The 17,509-nt window shown below is 66.5% G+C and carries 18 protein-coding genes; all 18 read right to left on the bottom strand.

Annotation, left to right across the window (positions count from 1 at the left end; translation table 11 throughout):
- Positions 1–141: 141 nt before the first annotated feature.
- Positions 142–1,305 carry a flagellar hook-length control protein FliK gene (locus ABIA73_RS02520; protein WP_354275400.1) on the bottom strand — a complete coding sequence of 388 codons (1,164 nt, stop codon included), beginning with the start codon at positions 1,303–1,305 and terminating at the stop codon, positions 142–144.
- Entirely contained in the window at positions 1,305–1,772 is a 468-nt protein-coding gene (gene fliJ / locus ABIA73_RS02515; RefSeq protein WP_025878992.1) for a flagellar export protein FliJ, read from the bottom strand. Before fliJ ends, ABIA73_RS02520 begins: the two co-directional genes overlap by 1 nt.
- Positions 1,769–3,169 (bottom strand): FliI/YscN family ATPase, encoded by a 1,401-nt coding sequence (locus ABIA73_RS02510; protein WP_025878993.1) that lies wholly within the window; start codon positions 3,167–3,169, stop codon positions 1,769–1,771. Before ABIA73_RS02510 ends, fliJ begins: the two co-directional genes overlap by 4 nt.
- Positions 3,166–3,807 carry a FliH/SctL family protein gene (locus ABIA73_RS02505; RefSeq protein ID WP_099842431.1) on the bottom strand — a complete coding sequence of 214 codons (642 nt, stop codon included), beginning with the start codon at positions 3,805–3,807 and terminating at the stop codon, positions 3,166–3,168. The genes ABIA73_RS02510 and ABIA73_RS02505 overlap by 4 nt, the downstream gene beginning before the upstream one ends.
- Entirely contained in the window at positions 3,804–4,790 is a 987-nt protein-coding gene (fliG, locus tag ABIA73_RS02500; protein ID WP_025878995.1) for a flagellar motor switch protein FliG, read from the bottom strand. Before fliG ends, ABIA73_RS02505 begins: the two co-directional genes overlap by 4 nt.
- Positions 4,791–4,800: 10 nt before the next feature.
- Positions 4,801–6,447, bottom strand: coding sequence for a flagellar basal-body MS-ring/collar protein FliF (gene fliF, locus ABIA73_RS02495; protein WP_354275386.1), 1,647 nt, complete (start codon positions 6,445–6,447; stop codon positions 4,801–4,803).
- Positions 6,448–6,459: 12 nt separating this feature from the next.
- Positions 6,460–6,825 carry a flagellar hook-basal body complex protein FliE gene (gene fliE, locus ABIA73_RS02490; RefSeq protein WP_025878997.1) on the bottom strand — a complete coding sequence of 122 codons (366 nt, stop codon included), beginning with the start codon at positions 6,823–6,825 and terminating at the stop codon, positions 6,460–6,462.
- Positions 6,826–7,562: 737 nt separating this feature from the next.
- Positions 7,563–7,823: a hypothetical protein gene (locus tag ABIA73_RS02485; protein WP_354275385.1), complete on the bottom strand. Its 261-nt coding sequence runs from the start codon at positions 7,821–7,823 to the stop codon at positions 7,563–7,565.
- Positions 7,824–7,965: 142 nt separating this feature from the next.
- Positions 7,966–8,514 (bottom strand): SUKH-4 family immunity protein, encoded by a 549-nt coding sequence (locus ABIA73_RS02480; RefSeq protein WP_354275384.1) that lies wholly within the window; start codon positions 8,512–8,514, stop codon positions 7,966–7,968.
- A 180-nt stretch (positions 8,515–8,694) separates the two neighbouring features.
- The gene (locus ABIA73_RS02475) at positions 8,695–10,200 is read right to left on the bottom strand and encodes a sigma 54-interacting transcriptional regulator (RefSeq protein WP_309908906.1); all 1,506 of its coding nucleotides are present in this window, start codon (positions 10,198–10,200) and stop codon (positions 8,695–8,697) included.
- Positions 10,197–10,574, bottom strand: a complete 378-nt coding sequence (locus ABIA73_RS02470) for a response regulator (protein ID WP_025879000.1) — start codon at positions 10,572–10,574, stop codon at positions 10,197–10,199. The genes ABIA73_RS02475 and ABIA73_RS02470 overlap by 4 nt, the downstream gene beginning before the upstream one ends.
- Positions 10,575–10,588: 14 nt before the next feature.
- A complete protein-coding gene (rpoN, locus tag ABIA73_RS02465; RefSeq protein WP_080148826.1) occupies positions 10,589–11,998 on the bottom strand; it encodes an RNA polymerase factor sigma-54 in 1,410 nt (469 codons plus the stop codon).
- 300 nt (positions 11,999–12,298) lie between these two features.
- On the bottom strand, positions 12,299–12,931 hold the full coding sequence (locus ABIA73_RS02460; RefSeq protein ID WP_025879002.1) for a response regulator: 633 nt from the start codon (positions 12,929–12,931) through the stop codon (positions 12,299–12,301).
- 91 nt (positions 12,932–13,022) lie between these two features.
- A complete protein-coding gene (locus ABIA73_RS02455) occupies positions 13,023–13,601 on the bottom strand; it encodes a PilZ domain-containing protein (protein ID WP_025879003.1) in 579 nt (192 codons plus the stop codon).
- Positions 13,598–13,891: a flagellar protein FliT gene (locus tag ABIA73_RS02450; RefSeq protein WP_059064143.1), complete on the bottom strand. Its 294-nt coding sequence runs from the start codon at positions 13,889–13,891 to the stop codon at positions 13,598–13,600. Before ABIA73_RS02450 ends, ABIA73_RS02455 begins: the two co-directional genes overlap by 4 nt.
- Entirely contained in the window at positions 13,888–14,304 is a 417-nt protein-coding gene (fliS, locus tag ABIA73_RS02445; protein ID WP_025879005.1) for a flagellar export chaperone FliS, read from the bottom strand. The genes ABIA73_RS02450 and fliS overlap by 4 nt, the downstream gene beginning before the upstream one ends.
- Positions 14,305–14,433: 129 nt before the next feature.
- The gene (fliD, locus tag ABIA73_RS02440) at positions 14,434–15,852 is read right to left on the bottom strand and encodes a flagellar filament capping protein FliD (protein WP_059064144.1); all 1,419 of its coding nucleotides are present in this window, start codon (positions 15,850–15,852) and stop codon (positions 14,434–14,436) included.
- Positions 15,853–16,295: 443 nt separating this feature from the next.
- The gene (locus ABIA73_RS02435) at positions 16,296–17,465 is read right to left on the bottom strand and encodes a flagellin (protein ID WP_059064145.1); all 1,170 of its coding nucleotides are present in this window, start codon (positions 17,463–17,465) and stop codon (positions 16,296–16,298) included.
- Between the last annotated feature and the right edge of the window lie 44 nt (positions 17,466–17,509).

Here is a 17,509-nt window from a genome sequence, read left to right as displayed (position 1 = left end):
CCGGGGAGGGCGGTGACGGAATTCCGTCGGGTGTTCATATCGGCAGCGCCGGGCCATGCCCGGCGGAATGTCGGGAATCCGCCGGGCATGGCCCGCGCTACCCGTGTACTGCCAGGTGCCGACCTTGGTCGGCACGCACTGTCAGGCGTACGCGTCCAACAACCCGCGCTGGCGGATCAGCTGCGACGCCGACACCGTGGTGTCGCCCAGTGACGGTTCTCCGTCACCACCACGACCGCCGCCGCCCGCCGGGCTGCCCGGAGTGCCGTCGCCACTGTGCTGCTGGCCGACATCGGCATGGGCCAGCTGGAAGCCCTGCTCGCCCAGCAGTTCACGCAGGCGCGGCAGGCTGCTTTCCAGCGCCTGGCGTACATCCACATGCGGGCTGCTGAAGCTGGCATGGACCTTGTCACCGTTCATCTGCAGGCGCACGTCCACCGGCCCCAGGTCTTCCGGATTGAGGCGGATGTGGGCATGGCCGATCTTCTGGTCGGCCAGCCAGCCGATGCGCGCGCCGATGGCCTGGTCGAAACCATCATCGCCCAGCACCGGCTTCGGAGTCGGTTCGCCATTGAAGACGGCATTGCTGGCCAGTGCGGCCTTCAGGTCCTGCAGGGCGGCGGGCAGGGGGGGCTGCAGCGGCGCCGGAGGTGCGCGGTCGCCGATCTGCAGGCTGTCACCGTCGTCGGCACGATCCAATGCCTTGCCACCCATCACCAGCTCCGGCAACGGCAGGCCACTGGCCTCATCATCGCCGGCAGCGGATGCCGGAGCGCTGGCGGCCGGCGCTGCCGCGCCCTGGCTCGCGTTGGTCGCCACTGCGGCGGCCGCGGGTGCCAGTGCAGCGGAGGGCAGCGCGCCACCTTCGGCATCGCTGGCCGCTGGCGGCGGCAGCACAGGCGCCGGATCGACGCCGGTGGGCACGGCCAGCATCAGGCCGGCCAATCCGAGTGGCGGCCAGGGCGCGTCGTCCGCGTTGGCCGGGGTGTCCTTGTCGTCGCTGGCAGCCGACGTTGCCGGTACAGCAGGTGTCGATGTGCTGGCGTCCGTGGCGGCTGCTTCGCCGTCGGTCGGCCGCGGCGTCGCCTTGCCCGGGTTGCCGTCGGCTGGTGTTGCAGCGTTGGCCGGTGTTGCCGGATTGCTGGCGTTTGTGGCGGTAGCGGGCGTGCCGGTCGAGGCGCTGCCGCCCTGCAGCATCTGGCCGAAATCCTTGCCGGAATCGCTGCGCGAGGCACGTGCGCTGCCGGCATTGCCACTGCCGCCGGGCGTCGGTGCGCTGGCGTTGCTGCTCAACGGGGAGGGCATCACGACCGGCCTCCCTGCTCGCCATCGTCCTGGTCTTCGGTCTGTGCCAGGCGCGCGCGGCGTGCGCCGATGTCATCCATCTCGCGCTGGTCGCGGCGGTCGGTCACCACTTTTTCCTGCGCGCGGTAGCTGGCGGCCAGCTGCTCCAGCACGGCCTTGTCACGGCTGGCCAGGATCAGGCGCGCGCGTTCGGCCTCCACTTTTTCGAGGTTGCCGTTGACGGTCTGCTGCTGCTGTTCCACCGCGCTGTCCAGCCTGTCCAGGAATGCGCGCCGGTTCAACAGCTGCGCCGGGCTGGTCGCGGCCATCTGCGCGTTGGCGTACTCCTCGGCGTAGCGCCGCAGTTCGTCCAGGCGCGACAGATGGGTGTCGAGCACGTTCTGGCGTTCGGCCAGGTCGCGGGCGACCGCGTCCTCGTGTTCCTGGGCCCGCTTCAGCAGGGGGTCGATGCGCTTGGACTGGATCATGTCAGCCTCTCGTTCTCTTGTTCCACCAGGCGCTGCAATGCCGCCTGGCTGTGCGGTAGATCTGCGGCCTTGGCCACATCCTGGCCGAGGAATTCCATGATTTCCGGCCAGCGCTCAAGGGCTTCATCGGTCGCCGCGTCGTTGCCGCGCTGATAGGCGCCGATGGCGATCAGGTCGCGGTTGGCCGAGTAGGCCGAGACCAGCCGTTTCAACTTGCGGATGCGCAGACGCCACGGTTCGTCGGCGATTTCCGTGACCACGCGGCTGACCGACGATTCCACGTCGATGGCCGGGTACAGGCCGCTGTCGGCCACCCGGCGCGAGAGCAGGATGTGGCCGTCAAGAATCGCGCGCGCTGCATCGGCGATCGGATCCTGCGGATCGTCGCCTTCGGTCAGCACGGTGTAGAAGGCGGTGATCGAACCGCGCCCCTTGGCGCCGTTGCCTGCACGTTCCACCAGTGCCGGCAGCTTGGCGAACACCGATGGCGGATAGCCGCGCGTGGTGGGCGGCTCGCCCACCGACAGGCCGATCTCGCGCTGCGCCTGCGCGAAGCGGGTCAGCGAATCCATCAGCAGCAGGACGTTCAGGCCCTGGTCGCGGAACCATTCGGCGATGGCCGTGGCGCGGTAGGCGCCATGCAGGCGGGCCAGCGGCGGCCGGTCGGCCGGGCTGGCCACCACCACCGCGCGGCGCAGGCCTTCCTCGCCCAAGGTGCTTTCAACGAAATCGCGTACTTCGCGGCCACGCTCGCCGATCAGGCCGACCACGATCACGTCGGCGGCGGTGTAGCGGGTCATCATGCCCAGCAACGTCGACTTGCCGACGCCGGAGCCGGCGAACAGGCCCACACGCTGGCCGCGGCCGATCGGCAGCAGCGCGTTGATCGCGCGCACGCCCACGTCCAGCGGCTGGGTGATCGGTTCGCGCGCCAGCGGATTGATCGAAACGCCGGCCATGCCGACGTGGCCTTCAGCGCGGATCGGGCCCTTGCCATCCAGCGGTACGCCATCGCTGTCGATGACACGGCCGAGCAGGCCTTCGCCCACTTCCACGCCGCCACGACGTGCCGAGGGCACCACTCGCGCATTCGGTAGCAGCCCGTGCAGTTCGGCACTGGGCATCAGGTAGGTGCGTTCGCCGGCGAAGCCGACCACTTCGGCATCGACCCAGCCGCCGTCAACCACTTCCACCTTGCAGCTGGCGCCGAGCGGCGCTTCGCAGCCGACCGCTTCCAGGGTCAGGCCGACCGCCCGCCGCAGCACGCCTTCGCGGATCAGCCCGCGACCGTGCGCGGTGTCGACCTTCAGGCCGTCGAGTCGGTTGGCCAGGCGCAGGTTGCGGGCAACGGCCCAGTCGGCCGGCGGCGACGGCTGCGAAGCGGTATTTGTGTTCATGCGATGGCTCCGGTCTGGCGGATCACGGCGTCCAGCGCGCCGCGCAGGCGGGCTTCCAGGGTGCCGTCGATGCGTACCGCTTCGGCATGCACGCGCAGGTCGCCACGGCTCAGGCTGGTGTCAGGCACCAGGCGCTGCTGCGGCGACAGGGTCAGCAACGGGGCGAGGGCGGTGATGTCATCGGGGTGCAGGCGCACTTCCACCTCGCGGTTGCTGCCGCCGACGGCGTCAATCGCCTCGCCGACCAGTTGTCCCAGCAGCGCCGGATCGGCCTCGTAGGCACGGCCTACCAGCGCACCGGCAATGCGTACCGCCAGTTCGCCGAGGGCGCCGACCACTTCATTTTCCAGGCGTGCCAGCGGCCGGCCGAAGTTGTCGAGGATGCCCTCGATCTGCGCGACCAAGCGGCGCACTTCGGCCTGGCCCTGGCTGAAGCCATCGGCATGGCCCTGGTCGAAACCTTCCTTCTCGGCGCTGTCCTGGATCGCCTGGATTTCCTCCAGGGTCGGCAGCTGCAGCGGCGGCTCGGGCTCATGCTCCGGGTCCGGCTCGGTGAGTTCGAAGGCCTCGTCCTGGTCCAGCACCGGTTCGGGCTGGGCCAGCAGGTCCGGGGCAAGCCAGCGCACGACGTTGCTCACAGCATCGCCTCCGCGCTGCCGCCGATGGTGACAGTGCCCTCATCGGCCATGCGCTTGACGATGGCCAGGATCTCGCGCTGCGCCACTTCCACGTCGGACAGGCGTACCGGGCCGCGCGCTTCCATGTCTTCCAGCAGGATCTCGGCTGCACGCTGGGACATGTTGCGGGTGATCTTGTCGCGCACCTTGATGTCGGCACCGCGCAGGGCCAGGCCCAGTCGTTCGCCGCTGACCTCGCGCAGCACCAGCTGCATCTCGCGGTCGTCCAGGTCCACCAGGTCGTCGAACACGAACATCAGGTCCTGGATGCGGCCACTCAGCGGTGCGTCGATGCGCGCGATCTCGCCCAGGATCGCCTGGTCCTGGCCGCTGTCCATGAAGTTGAGGATGTTGGCCGCGCACTGCACGCCGCCGATGTTGGACGACTTCAGGTTCTGGTTGCCGGCGAACTGGCGTTCCATGATTTCGTTGAGTTCGTTCAGCGCATTGGGCGGAATGCCGTCGAGGGTGGCGATGCGCAGCAGCACGTCCACGCGGGTGCGCTCGGGCAGCAGCTTCAGCGCGTCGGCAGCCTGGTCGGTTTCCAGGTGCGCCATCACGATGGCGATGATCTGCGGATGCTCGTTGCGCACCAGGTCGGCCACCGCACGCGGGTCCATCCACTTCAGTGCGTCCAGGCCGGTGGTGTTGCGGCCCAGCAGGATGCGGTCGATCAGGTTGCCGGCCTTCTCGCTGCCCAGCGCCTGCACCAGCATGTTGCGGATGTAGTCGTCCGAGCCCACGCCCAACGACGTCTTCGAGCCCAGTTCCTGGCTGAACTGGTCCATCACCCGTTCCACCTGTTCGCGGGTGATGTCGGACATGGTGGCCATGGCGATGCCGATCTTCTGCACCTCCTTCGGCTCCATGTGGCGCAGCACTTCGGCCGCGTCCAGTTCACCCAGCGACAGCAGCAGGACGGCGGCGCGCTGCACGCCGGTCAGGGGCGCGACCTCAGTCATTGGCCACCCAGCCCTTGACCACCTGGGCCACTCGCTTGGAGTCGGTCTTCACGGCTTCACGGGCCATCCGCAATCGTTCCTCATAAGAATCCACCGGCAGGGCCAGCGCTTCCGGCCCGCCCAGGCTGACCCGGTCGGCGCCCAGCGCCGGCAGCGGGGTGCCATCGTCATCGACCAGCTGCACGTCCGCGGTGTGCGGTTCCAGCGCCAGTTCTTCGTTCTTGCGGTTCTGCCCGGTGATGCCGCGCAGTGCCGGGCGCAGCACGCCGAACAGCAACGCCATCACCACCAGCGCACCCAGCAGCATGCGGCCGGCATCGTGCACCCACGGCAGTTCCCACCAGGCCGGGCGTTCCACCGGCGTGGTGTCACGCACGAACGGGGCATTCATCACCGACACGGTGTCGCCACGCTCGGCACTGAAACCGACGGCCTGCTTGACCAGTGCCTCGACCCGGGTCAGTTCGGCCGCCGACAGCGGCTGCGGTGCAACCTTGCCGTTGGCGCCGGCGCGCGGCACGTTGTCCACCAGCACCGCCACCGACACGCGCTTGATGCGGCCGGCCGGCTGGCGGGTGTGCTGCAGGGTACGGTCCAGCTCGTAGTTGCGGGTCGCGTTCTTGCTGCTTTCGGTCGGTGCCTGCGCGGTGGCCGGTGCGGCGGCCTGGCCCGGCGGGCTGTTGCTGGTGGCACCCGGTACGCCCTGCGGGCCCGGCGTGCTGCTGGTGTTCTCGCTCATCTGCTCGCTGCGCAGCTTCTGCGGCTCGCCGTTGTACAGCTCGCGCGCTTCCTCGGTCACCGAGAAGTCCATGTCGACACTGACTTCGGGGTTGACCCGGCCGGGGCCGGTCATCGGTTCCAGCAGCTCGCGGATACGCTGGTTGAACGAGGTTTCCTGGCGGCGCACCTGTTCGAACTGGGCAGCGTTGACGGCCGCTTCGCTGTTGGGGTCGCTGACGCTGAGCATGCGACCGCTCTGGTCGACCACGGTGACGCGTTCCGGCGCCAGATCGGGAATGGCTGCAGCAACCATGTGCACGATCGCATCAACCTGGCTGCGTTCCAGCTGCTGGCCGCCACGCAGTTCAAGGGTGACCGAGGCACTGGCCACATCACGCTGGCGGGTGAACGCACTGGGCTTGGGAATGGCCAGGTGCACGCGCGAATCGCGCACCGGGCGCAGCGTGTTGATGGTGCGCGACAGTTCGGTTTCCAGCGCGTGCTGGTAGCGCGCACTTTCCACGAACTGGCTGACACCAAAACCGGGGTCGCGCTCCATCAGCTCGAAGCCGAGCTTGCCGCTGTCGGTCAGGCCCGAGCCCGCCAGTTTCAGGCGGGCATCATGCAGGTTCTTCTCCGGCACGGTGATGCCGCCGGTGGCCGGGTCCAGCTGGAACGGAATCTGTGCGGCACGCAGCAGATCGGTCGCTTCAGCGGTGGCCTTCTGGTCCAGGCCGGTGTACAGCGGCACCATGCCCGGCTTCTGCGACCAGAAGAACACGAACAGCCCGGCCGCGACGGCCACGGCGATCATCGCCATCAGTCCGAGCCGACGGGTGATCTGCAGGCTTTGCAGCCGATCGAACCACTGGCCCGCCTTTTCGGCGTTCAGGGATTCCTTGGAGAGCGACAGGGCCATGCGGTTCTATCCTTACAGCGGCATGTTCATCACGTCCTGGTAGGCCTGGACGAGACGGTTGCGGACTTCCACGGTGGCGCGGAAGGCGATCTGGGACTGCTGCGAGGCGACCATCACCTTGGCCAGGTCGGCACCGGGTTCACCCAGTTCGAAGGCCTTGGCCAGCGCGCCGGATTTCTGTTGCGCATCGTTGACGCCGGCGATGGCCCCGCGCAGGGTTTCAGTGAAGCTGGCAGGCTGGACCTGCGGCGCATCCAGCACCGTACCCGGCAGGGCATTGCTACGCGGCGCTTCGGCCAGCGGGTTGAGCGCGGGCTGTCCCACCTGGGTCTGGTAGGAGCGGATCTGGGAAAGGATCGAAGTGACGGAGTGGGACATCTGCAACGGTTCCAGAAACAGGGATGGGGGTGTCTGCTGGAGCTAGTGCAAGTGCCGTGCCGAAATGGCTGATCGGTTCAGTGAAGTGAGGGGGTGGTGCTTTGCGGGGTTGTGCCCCGCGCCCCGCGGTAGTGCCGGCCGCTGGCCGGCAACCTCAACAGCAACAGCCAAAGCGGGTTTCCTGAGGGATGGCGGGGTGGGTCCGGTTGCGGGGGACGCCGTAAACCCGTCCATGGGGGCTTGGCCGCGGCATCCATGCCGCGGACACCCCCGCAACCGGACCCACCCCGCCTTCGACAGGTTCCTGCTGCTGTTGGTGGGTGCTGACCGTTGGTCGGCACGCTGCGCTTGGTAGGTGTCGACCTTGGTCGACACGCTTGATCCGCGGCATGGGTGGATGGCGCTTGGGATGCGTGACGCGTCATTTCACCGGCGTCGGTTTTTTGGCCTATGGCTGCAGGGTCCAGCGGCCGGAATTCTGGCGCTGGCGTGGGGCGATGGGGCCGTCTTGCTGGGTGTAGATGAAGCGGCCCTGGTGGTCGGTCAGGCAGGTCAGCAGCAGGGTGTTGCGGGCGGGGCCGGCGGGAGGGGAGCTTCGATCATCTCCATCTCGGCCATGTGCGTAGTCAGGGCGATCATGGTTTAGGCGGGGTGCAAAAACACCGACGCAAAGTAGGTGTCAGTGTGATGCATAGTCATTGCATGTCAGCAAAACGGGGGCCGTACTGCTGGGTAAACTACTTCTCGATCAACCCCAGCGCTTCGCCCAAGCTATCCACAAACTCCGCCTGCTCATTTGAATACTCTATTGCGATGCTCTTAAAGAGTGAGCACAAAGATGACCTGGAGTCCCAGTCCATCATTTGCAATGTCGAAGCCAATTGTTCAAGCCCCCGCATTGCGGCATCTGGATGTAGTGCATCCTCTCCCGAAAATTCAAGGAATACAGCAAGCTCAACAATGGCTCTCGCGACGTGCCTATTGATGTCGTGGCTCATGAGTCACCTTCAGATGTTTTCAATTCCAAGCTCATCAGGAATTTTCGGGGTTCTTTAGATGCAATGGGGCAGACCCCTTTCCGGAGGTAAGGGATCTGACCCCATTTGGGGCAGTGCCTGGAGAGCGTGTTTCAGTCAAGCGCTACCAGGGATGGCAGAGATCGATCCCGAGCGAACGGTGTAGTTCCACTTTCTCGGATGAAAGAGGAAAGAACCCCTCCGATAGCTCGTAGAGGCGCATGGACCAAAAGCTGCTCTCGTCCGCCATTGAACTGGCATCGCGCTTGCGGAACGCGGCCTCAAGCTCCATGAGAACGCGCTCGGTCACGCCACTGTTGGTTTTCATTGCAGGTTGGATGGCTTCCATGAACGCGACATGGAACGCTGCGAAGCTCTCCAAGTCTGAATTGCAGTACTGCCGCGTTGTTTCGCAATCGATCGGAAGCAGCCCTGCGGAGCCATCCGTGAGGTCCACGAAGAAGAGTCCATCCAGGACGCGTCCAAAGATCGCCAGGTTGCGACCGTCAACCACACATCGCTTCAGGCTCGAACGGAACATCGTGTTGTTGTTGGCATATGGCTCAAGACGGTCAGAAAGCCGCTGTGCTTCGAACAGCAGAACGGAGTGGTTGATCTCTTCCTGGCTTATCGCCATGAAGTCCAGCGTCGCCGGTCTGATTGCGGTCTTCATACGGACAAGGCTACCGATATGTTTCGCAGGTGCCTTTAGGAGAAGTTGCAAACGCAGTCCGCCGGCTGAATTCCTCATCCACGCATCGCGTGGATCTACTGACGCCATACAGCAGCTCAACAAACACCAACGCCCGGGCAAGCCCAGGCGTTCGTGCCCCCTTCATGCTGGTGACGCGTGTCAGCTGGCCAGTTCGGCCGCTTCGCGTTCGATGCCGTACTTGCGCAGCTTTTCCACCAGGGTGGTGCGGCGCAGGCCGAGCAGCTGGGCGGCGTGGGCAACCACGCCCTGGGTGCGTTCCAGTGCTTCGTTGATCAGGCCCAGTTCGATGTTGGCCATGTGGTTGCGCAGGTCCAGGCCGTCGTCCGGCAACGCGGCCGGCGCTGCGGCGCGGTTGACGGCGATGCCATGCTCGAGTGACGGCTGGTTGCCGCTGCCCGGGGTGTGGAACGAGAAGCTGCGCAGGTCCAGGCGTTCTTCGCTGGCGACCACCGGAGCGGCCGCGACCACAGCGGGTACGGCCAGCGCGGCGTCGCCGCGGTAGCGTGCCGGCAGGTCCTGCACGCGCACCGAGCCACCTGGGTGCAACACGGCCAGGCGCTCGACCAGGTTGGTCAGTTCGCGCACGTTGCCCGGCCACTCGTAGCCGGCCAGCGCCTGCAGCGCTTCCGGGGTGAAGCGCACTTCGCCGCGGCCGGTGCGGGCCAGCTGGGTGGCGATGGTTTCCACCAGCGCCGGCAGGTCTTCGCGACGTTCGCGCAGGGCCGGCACATCGATCGGGAACACGTTGAGGCGATAGAACAGGTCCTCGCGGAACTTGCCATCGGCAATGCGGCTTTCCAGGTCGCGATGGGTTGCGGCGATCACCCGCACGTTGCAGCGGATGGTCTGGTTGCCGCCGACGCGCTCGAAGCTGCGCTCCTGCAGCACGCGCAGCAGCTTGACCTGCATCGGCAGGCTCATGTCGCCGATCTCATCGAGCAGCAGGGTGCCGCCCTCGGCCATTTCGAAACGGCCCTTGCGTGCGGTCAGCGCGCCGGTGAAGGCGCCCTTTTCGTGGCCGAACAGCTCGCTTTCCAGCAGTTCGGCCGGAATCGCGCCGCAGTTGATCGCCACGAACGGGCCATCGCGGCGCGGCGAGCGCTGGTGGATGCTGCGCGAGACCACTTCCTTGCCGGTGCCCGATTCGCCCAGCACCAGCACGGTGGTGTCGAACGCGGCGACCTGCTCGATCATCGTGCGCAGTCCGCTGACCGCCGGACCGTTGCCGGTCGGTCCCTGGTCCTGCACGGCACCGGCCTGGTGTTCGGCATCCAGGCGCTTGAGGCTGGCGCGGCGCAGCAGGGCTTCCATCTGTGCGTGACGCAGCGGTGCTTCCAGCGGCCAGATGTTGGCTTCGTGCAGGCCATGCCGCTGCGCGAACGCAGTCGCGTCACCGTCGGCCAGCAGCACCGGCGGCGGCAGGCTGCTGCCCCCCAGCCAGGCGTACAGGGCGGTGCTGGCGGCACTGTCGTCCAGGCTGCCGACGATCACCGCCATCCAGTCGTTCTGGCGCTGGCGCGTCAGGTCGAAATCGGCCGCGTCGGAAACCCAGCGCGGGTTGAAGTCCATGAATTCCAGCAGGGCCACGGTGCGCTCGGCACGCACCGCGTCGTTGTCCAGTACCAGGATGCGCGATTCGCTCACGACCGTTCCTCCCTGAGGCCTTCCAGGATCGGCATGACTTCCTGGATGTAGGACAGCTTGCTGACGAAGTTGTCGGCGCCGGCGCGCAGTGCGTGCTCGCGATGCTCGACGTCATCGAAGTGGCTGGCGATCACGATGTACGGGGCATCATCCTGCGACTTGATCAGGCGGGTGGCCTGCAGGCCGCCCATTTCCGGCATCGCCAGATCCATCAATACCACCTGCGGGCGCAGGCTTTCCGAGCGTTCGATCGCTTCCAGGCCGTTGCCGGCGCTGCCGACGATCTGCAGCCAGTCGATCTTGCGGAAGTGGCGCATGGCCGCGTTGATGAAGCCCTCGTGGTCATCGACCAGCAGAACTGTGAGCTTGTTCATGTCCAACATCCTTTTCAGCCCACCCGGGCCAGCTGCGGTTGCCTGGCGTTGACCCGGCGCCGTTCGCGGGCCGGGGCGATATCCAGTTGTTCGCGGTATTTTGCGACGGTTCGACGGGCAATGTTCACCCCTTGACGGGACAGCAGGCCAGCGATGGCCTCGTCCGCCAGCGGGCGTCCGGCCGGTTCGGCGTCGATCAGGCGGCGGACCATGGCCTTGACCGCTTGGCCGGACACACTGGCCCCTTCCAGGCGCACGGCGAAGAAGTGCTTGAGTTCGAAGGTGCCGCGCGGGGTCTGCAGGTACTTGCCGGTGGTGATGCGCGAAACGGTGGATTCGTGCATGCCGATTTCTTCGGCCACTTCCTTCAGGGTCAGCGGTGCCATGGCTTCCTCGCCACGCACCAGGAAGGCTGCCTGGCGCTCGACGATCACCCGCGCGGTGCGCAGCAGGGTGTCGTAACGCATCGACAGGCCGCGGCTGAACCAGCGTGCCTCCTGCAGCATCTCGCGCAGTGCCGGGGCCGCCTCACCGCTGTCAGCCAGAGCCTGTTCGTACTGGCTGTTGATCGACACCCTGCGACTGGTGGCCGGGTTCAGCGCCACCTTCCATTGTTCGTCGGCGTGCCAGGCGACCACGTCCGGCACCACCACTGCATTGCGCTCGGGCAGCAGGCTGTCGCCCGGGCGCGGCTGCAGCGACAGGATCAGGCGGACGGCTTCGCGCACGTCCTCGATCTCGGCATCGTGCTGACGGGCGAGGGCGGGGTAGTCGTGCGCGGCCAAGGCATCGAGCGCGCCCTGCAGGATGCGCGCAGCCAGATGCCGGGCCGGCACCACGCCGTGCAGGCTGCACAGCTGGGCCAGCAGCGATTCGCGCAGGTCCTGCGCGGCCATGCCGGCCGGCTCGCCCTGCAGCAGGTGCTGGCGGACAGCTTCAACGCCGTCGGCATCGATGTCGAACTGCGCGCTGGCCAGCAGCTGCAGCTGCGCCAGCGGTGCCTGCAGGTAGCCGGCATCGTCGCAGTGTTCCAGCCAGAAGGCGGCCACGGCCAGTTCGTGCTCGTCCAGGTCCAGCGCCAGGCGCTGCAGCACGCGCAGCTGCGGGTCGCTCGACTCGCCAGCGGCGATGCGCGCCATGCGGTCGTCGTCGCCGTCCTGCCAGTTGGCGCCGGACACCTCCCACATCGAGGATTCGGGCAGTTCGTCGAACGCGGCCGTATCCAGCGTGGTGGTGGCCGGATCGGTAGCTTCGGCGGCGGGCGCTTCGGCGTCTTCGATTTCCAGCAGCGGATTGGAGTCCAGCAGGCGCTGGATTTCCTGTTCCAGGTGCAGGCCGTCGAGCTGCAGCAGCCGGATCGACTGCAGCAACTGCGGGGTGAGGTGAAGTTGTTGGCCCAGCTGGGTCGAAAGTGCAGCCTTCATCGTGGTTCCCCGGCGCCGCTCCCCGACGCCTTGTGGAACACATCTTGCTTTTGATCCGGCAAGGGCGGAATCGGGGGGTTCCTGAGGGTGTTGGTGGTGTTCCCGACACCGTGTAGGGAAAACCCCTACGCTAACGCGGGATTTTGACGATCATGCGCGCCAAGTCATTGATTCGTGGTCATCGGCCATGGCGGCAGGTCGTGCGTGCTGAACGGAATCCCGTCGGGATGCGTGTGGGTGACGGTATTTCGGCGCCGGCCCTGCCAGTGGCGCTGCGGCGTTAGCGCCGACGCGGGGACGTCATTCCAGTTCGTGCTGGTGGCGCGCGGCCAGCAGCAGCAGATCATTGGCGCGACGGCAACCGAGCGATTCCATCATGCGTGCGCGATGGGTCTCCACCGTCTTGACGCTGATGCCAAGATCGGCCGCGATTTCCTTGTTGCTCTCGCCCTTGCCGATGCGGCGAAGGATCTCGCGCTGGCGCGGCGACAGTGCGGCAATGCCGGTCGGCTTTTCGCGACCGAGCATCGGCGCCAGCATCTTGGCCGAGATCTGCGGGCTCAGGAATACCTGGCCGGCATGCGCGGCACGCAGCGCCAGTTCCAGCTCCTGCGGTGCGGCATCCTTGACCACGAAACCGACGGCACCCCGATCCAGGGCGTCGCGCACGTGGGCAGCGTCGTCGTGCATGGTCATCATCACGATGCGCGTGCCGGGTGCGCGCAGGCGGATGTCGCTCAGCGCTTCCAGGCCGGTGCGGCCGGGCAGCGACAGGTCCATCAACACCACGTCCGGTGCGTGCTGCAGGGCCATCTGCAGTGCCTGTTCGGCATTGCTGGCCTCGGCGACGAGCTGCACGTCGGCAAACCCCTGCAGCAGCCGCGCCAGGCCGGCGCGAACCAGGGTGTGATCGTCGACGATGAGAACTCGCACAGGCACGCTGGAGGTTGGGGAGGGGGGTCCACCTTAACTTAGCTGAACGGGCACGCCAAGGGCTGTCCGTCCGCCTGCATGGTGGCAGATTTCAGCGTGCGCGGCGGGCCTCGGCCACCTGCCGGCGGTGCAGCCGGAACAGATGCCGTTCCATCGCCATTTCCAGGCCATCGCCGAGGCGATGGAAGCGCAGCCACAGATAGTGACCACCACCGCCATCGGCCGCTTCGGCGATCACTTCCACCGGCAGGTCGATATGGTCCGGCAGCCAGTCGCTGGGTTGCAGGCGGACTACGCCGGCCTGGCCGGGCGTGCTGCCGCTGCGTGGGCCCAGCTGCAGGCGGATGCCACGGCGCGACCAGCGCACCGGGCGCAGCGTTGGTTCCTGGCCCTGCTGGCGGATCAGGCGCCCGAGCAGGACCATGGTCAGGTCCACCTTGGCTTCCAGGCGCTGCAGCTGCAGGCTGGCTTCGCTGCGTTCCTCGTGTTCGTCGATGCGGCTGTCTTCGACCAGCGCCAGGCTGCGCAGCAGGCCTTCGGCACTGCTGGTCCGGCCCACTGCACTGCCGGCCTGGAACTCGGCGGGCAGGGCCAGTTCACAGCTGAGCGTTTCGTCGAACAGCTCGCTTTCAGCCGGGTGGTGCAGGGACGTGGTCGGCAGCACGGTCATGCCAGCGATTCTGCCTGCAGGTAGGCATGCGCGGCGCGAAGGGAGCGGCGGCCGTCCTGCATCTGCACGGAGACTGCGTCGCGACGCTGGCGCAGCAGGCCGAGCAGGCTCTGCTGGCGCTCCAGCAGGGCCGACAGCGGCGCGTAGTCGGCGCTGCCCAGCGGCTGGCTCAGCAGTGCGTGCAGGGTGCTGTCATGGCCATCGAGCAGGCTGTCGGCCTGTTCGAAGGCCTCTTCGTCGAGGGCCTTCTCGAAGGCATCCAGCTGCGCGTTGAGTTCAAGCAGGCTCATGGCGCCACCGCCGCGGGACGGCGCTGTTCGTGCGGAATGGCATTCCAGGCACCGTCGATCTCGCCCAGCAGCTGCAGCGATTCGTCCAGCGCGGCGCGGTCGTTGTGCAGGTTGGCTTCGGTCAGGCGCTGCAGCAGGTAGTCGTACAGCGCCGACAGGTTGCCGGCGATTTCGCCGCCGGCTTCATGGTCCAGCGAGCCGTTGAGGTGGGCGACGATCGCGCACGCTTCGCCGATCGCCTTGCCCTTGCCGGCCTGGTCGCCCTGGTCGAGGGTGGCCTGTGCACGGCGCACGCGCTCCAGCGCGCCAGACAGCAGCAGCGCCACCAGTTTGTGCGGATCGGCATCGGCGACCGCACTGGTCACACCCACCTGGCGGTATTGCTCGGCGTACTGACGGCTGGAACCGTACATTCGTGATTCTCCCTTGCGCGGGGTGCCGGGGTGCGGTCGAAGGGACCGTTGACGCCGGCACTGCGATGATTGCTGTTGCGTCCGTTATCGGTGCGTACGGCGCCAAACTTGAGCGCCGTGCGTGTTTCCTCAGCGGTTCAACTGGGCCAGCTGCTGCTGCAGGGCGGTGTTGCTCTGCTGCAGCTTGCCCATCAGGCTGTCCAATGCCACGAACTGCTTCTTGTAACGGGCCTCGACACCGACCATGCGCGCGTCCAGGTCCTTGCGGCGCTTGTCGATGTTGTCCAGCGTGGTGTTCAGCCCCTTGGTGCGGGCGACGAAGGCGCCTTCCTTGCCAACCGTGGTGCTGACGTAGCCGTCCACCAGTGAATACAGCCGGCCGGCACCGCCGGTATCGCCGGTGACCGCCTGGCGGATCTTCTCCGGCTGCGCGGCGAGGGCTGCGGCGAACTTGGTGCTGTCCAGCACCAGGGTGCCATCGGCGTTGGGATAGCCGCGGGTCTGCAGGCCCAGTGCCTTGGCATCCAGCTGGTCGCCTGCCAGGTCCTTGAGCACACCGGACATCGTCGAGCGCAGCTGCGCGATCGCACCCCGCATCTGCGCATCGCCGGTCAGTGCGGCGGCTTCCTTGGTCTTCGCGTCGTACTTGGTTTCGGTGTTGATCGCCGCGATGGCCGCGTTGTAGGCGGTGACGAACTCCTGCATCACCTTGGTTGCGGCAGTAGTGTCGGTACTGATGGTGACGGTGCTCAGGCCCGGCACCTTCAGGTTCAGGGTCAGGCCTGGCACCGCGTCGGTCACGGTGTTGCTGGCACTCACCACTTCCACGCCGTCAATGGTCAGCACCGCATCCTTGGCGGGGCTGTTTTCCTTCAGGCTGCCGACCAGTGCGCCCAGCTTCGGATCGCTGCCGGCGTATTCCAGCTTGATCGCGCTGGCCGCGCCGGTCTTTTCCTGGGCGATGGACAGGTACTGGTTGTCGCCGGAGCTGATCAGCGTGGCCTGCACGCCTTCCTTGCGTCCGGCGGCGTCGATCTTGTTGCGGACGGTGGTAAGCGTGTCGCCTTCCTCCACCTGCACGTTCATCGTCTTGGCCTTGTCGCCCACGCCAACGGTCAGCGTCAAGGTTCCGGCACCGAAAGTATCGGTCTTGGGCACCGACGTGTCGGCAATCAGCTTGTGCGCCGACGCCAGGTTCTTCACCTCGACCTTGTGGGTACCGTTGGCTGCGGCCGCCTTGCTGGTGCCGAGGTCATACAGCGCCACCGATGCGGTCAACACATCGTCGGCGTTGTTGGGGCCGGCCTTGCCGGTTGCGCTGACGGTGCGGGTGTCGAAGGCGGTGGTGGCCTTCAATGCGGTCAGGGCGGTCTTCAGCTTGTCGAAGGCCGAGGTGACCGTGCCGAGCGACGACAGCTGCATCTTGGTCTTGGACTGCTGCAGGTTCAGCGCATTGTCGGCCGGCTTGCGGTCCGCTGCGACCAGCTGGTTGACGATGCTGGAGATGTCCAGCCCTGAGCCAATGCCACCGTATCCAAAGTCTGCCACGTCGTTTCTCCTGGTATACGGGCCTGGCCGTCGTGCAGCGGCCCGTCGTCAACGAAAATAGCGGCCTGCGCCGCTGGGTCTTGAGGACTTCGTTGATGCATGCGCCGTGCCACTGGCCGGTGGGGCGGTTCTGGCACGCCGGTTGCAGGAGGCCTGGGGCAGGGCGCGGGTGGGTTCACCGCGGGCTGCCGGGGGTCTGTAAAAAACCCTCCCCCAATGCAGGGGAGGGATCAGGCTACTGACAATCGGGGGGAGACGAAGCCGCCCGGTACGTACAGTCAACATGCACAACGCTGAAAGAGAGGTCCGCAGGGGCGGGCGATGCCAAGCCGGTTCGGGAAGCTTCCCGGGCCGGGCATGGCCGGCACCTGAGTACGCCGTGGCTGTCGGGTTGCCGCTACCGTCGGTTCAACCCGACGGTAGCGGCGCCTTCTTGCCGTGGATCAGCGCAGCAGGCTGAGCACGCCCTGCGGCACCTGGTTGGCCTGGGCCAGCATGGCCGTACCGGCCTGCTGCAGGATCTGGGTGCGGGTCAGCTCAGCGGTTTCCTTGGCGAAGTCGGTGTCCTTGATGCGGCTGCGCGACGCCGACAGGTTCTCCGAGGAGGTCTGCAGGTTGGCAACGACCGAAGTGAAGCGGTTCTGGATCGCGCCGAGGTCGGCGCGGGTGCTGTTGATCGCACCCAGGGCCTTGTCGACCACTTCCATTGCCTGCTGTGCACCCTTCACGGTGGACACGTCGATCTTGTCGGCGTACTGGTTGGTGGCAGCAGCACCGGCCGTGAAGCCGAGGATGGTCGAGGTGAAAGCAGTTGCGACGCCAGCATTGTTCACGCTGTCCTTGACGGAGGTCAGCGTGAGGGCGCCATCGGCTGCGGTTTCTGCGTAGACGCCAGTCTCGCCGATCTTTGCGTTGATTGCAGTAGCAGCGGCCTTGCCAGCTGCGATGGCGTTGGCTGCAGCGTCGCCGACGCTCTTGACGGTCATCGCATCAAAATTGACAACGGTGCCCTTGCTGTCGGTGATGGTGAAGGCCGCAATGGTGGTATCGACAGCATCAGCGCCGCCGACATCAGCGGTTGCGGTTGCGAACTGCGCACCGCCCAAGGCGTTGGCCTTGGCATCGATGGTCTTGTCGATGGCGATGGCCTGGCCAGCGTTGGCGCCGACCTGGAACAGCTGGCTGGAGAAGGTGCCGTCCAGCAGCTTGGTGCCGTTGAAGTCCGACTGCTTGGCAACGCGGTCGATTTCCGAAACCAGCTGGGTCACTTCGGCCTGCAGCGCCTTGCGGTCGCTGGCCGAGTTGGTGGCGTTGGAGGCCTGCACCGACAGCTCGCGGACGCGCTGCAGGTTGTTGCCGATTTCGGTCAGCGAACCTTCGGCGACCTGGGCCAGCGAAATGCCGTCGTTGGCATTGCGGATGGCCACGTCGGTGCCGCGGATCTGGGTGCCGAAGCGCTCGGAGATCGCCAGGCCGGCCGCATCGTCCTTGGCGCTGTTGATGCGCGAACCGGAGGACAGGCGCTGGATGGTGGTAGCGAGCGAGCTGCCGCTGGTGCTCAGGTTGCGCTGAGCATTCAGGGACATGGTGTTGGTGTTGATGACTTGTGCCATGGTGCTTTTCCTTTGGCGAAGGTGGAACGTATTTCAGGAACCGG

The sequence above is a fragment of the Stenotrophomonas sp. 2694 genome (assembly GCF_040548715.1).
Taxonomy (GTDB): Bacteria; Pseudomonadota; Gammaproteobacteria; order Xanthomonadales; family Xanthomonadaceae; genus Stenotrophomonas; species Stenotrophomonas indicatrix.
Note: the sequence above shows the minus strand (reverse complement) of the source record. Positions and strands in the feature narration are given on the sequence as shown.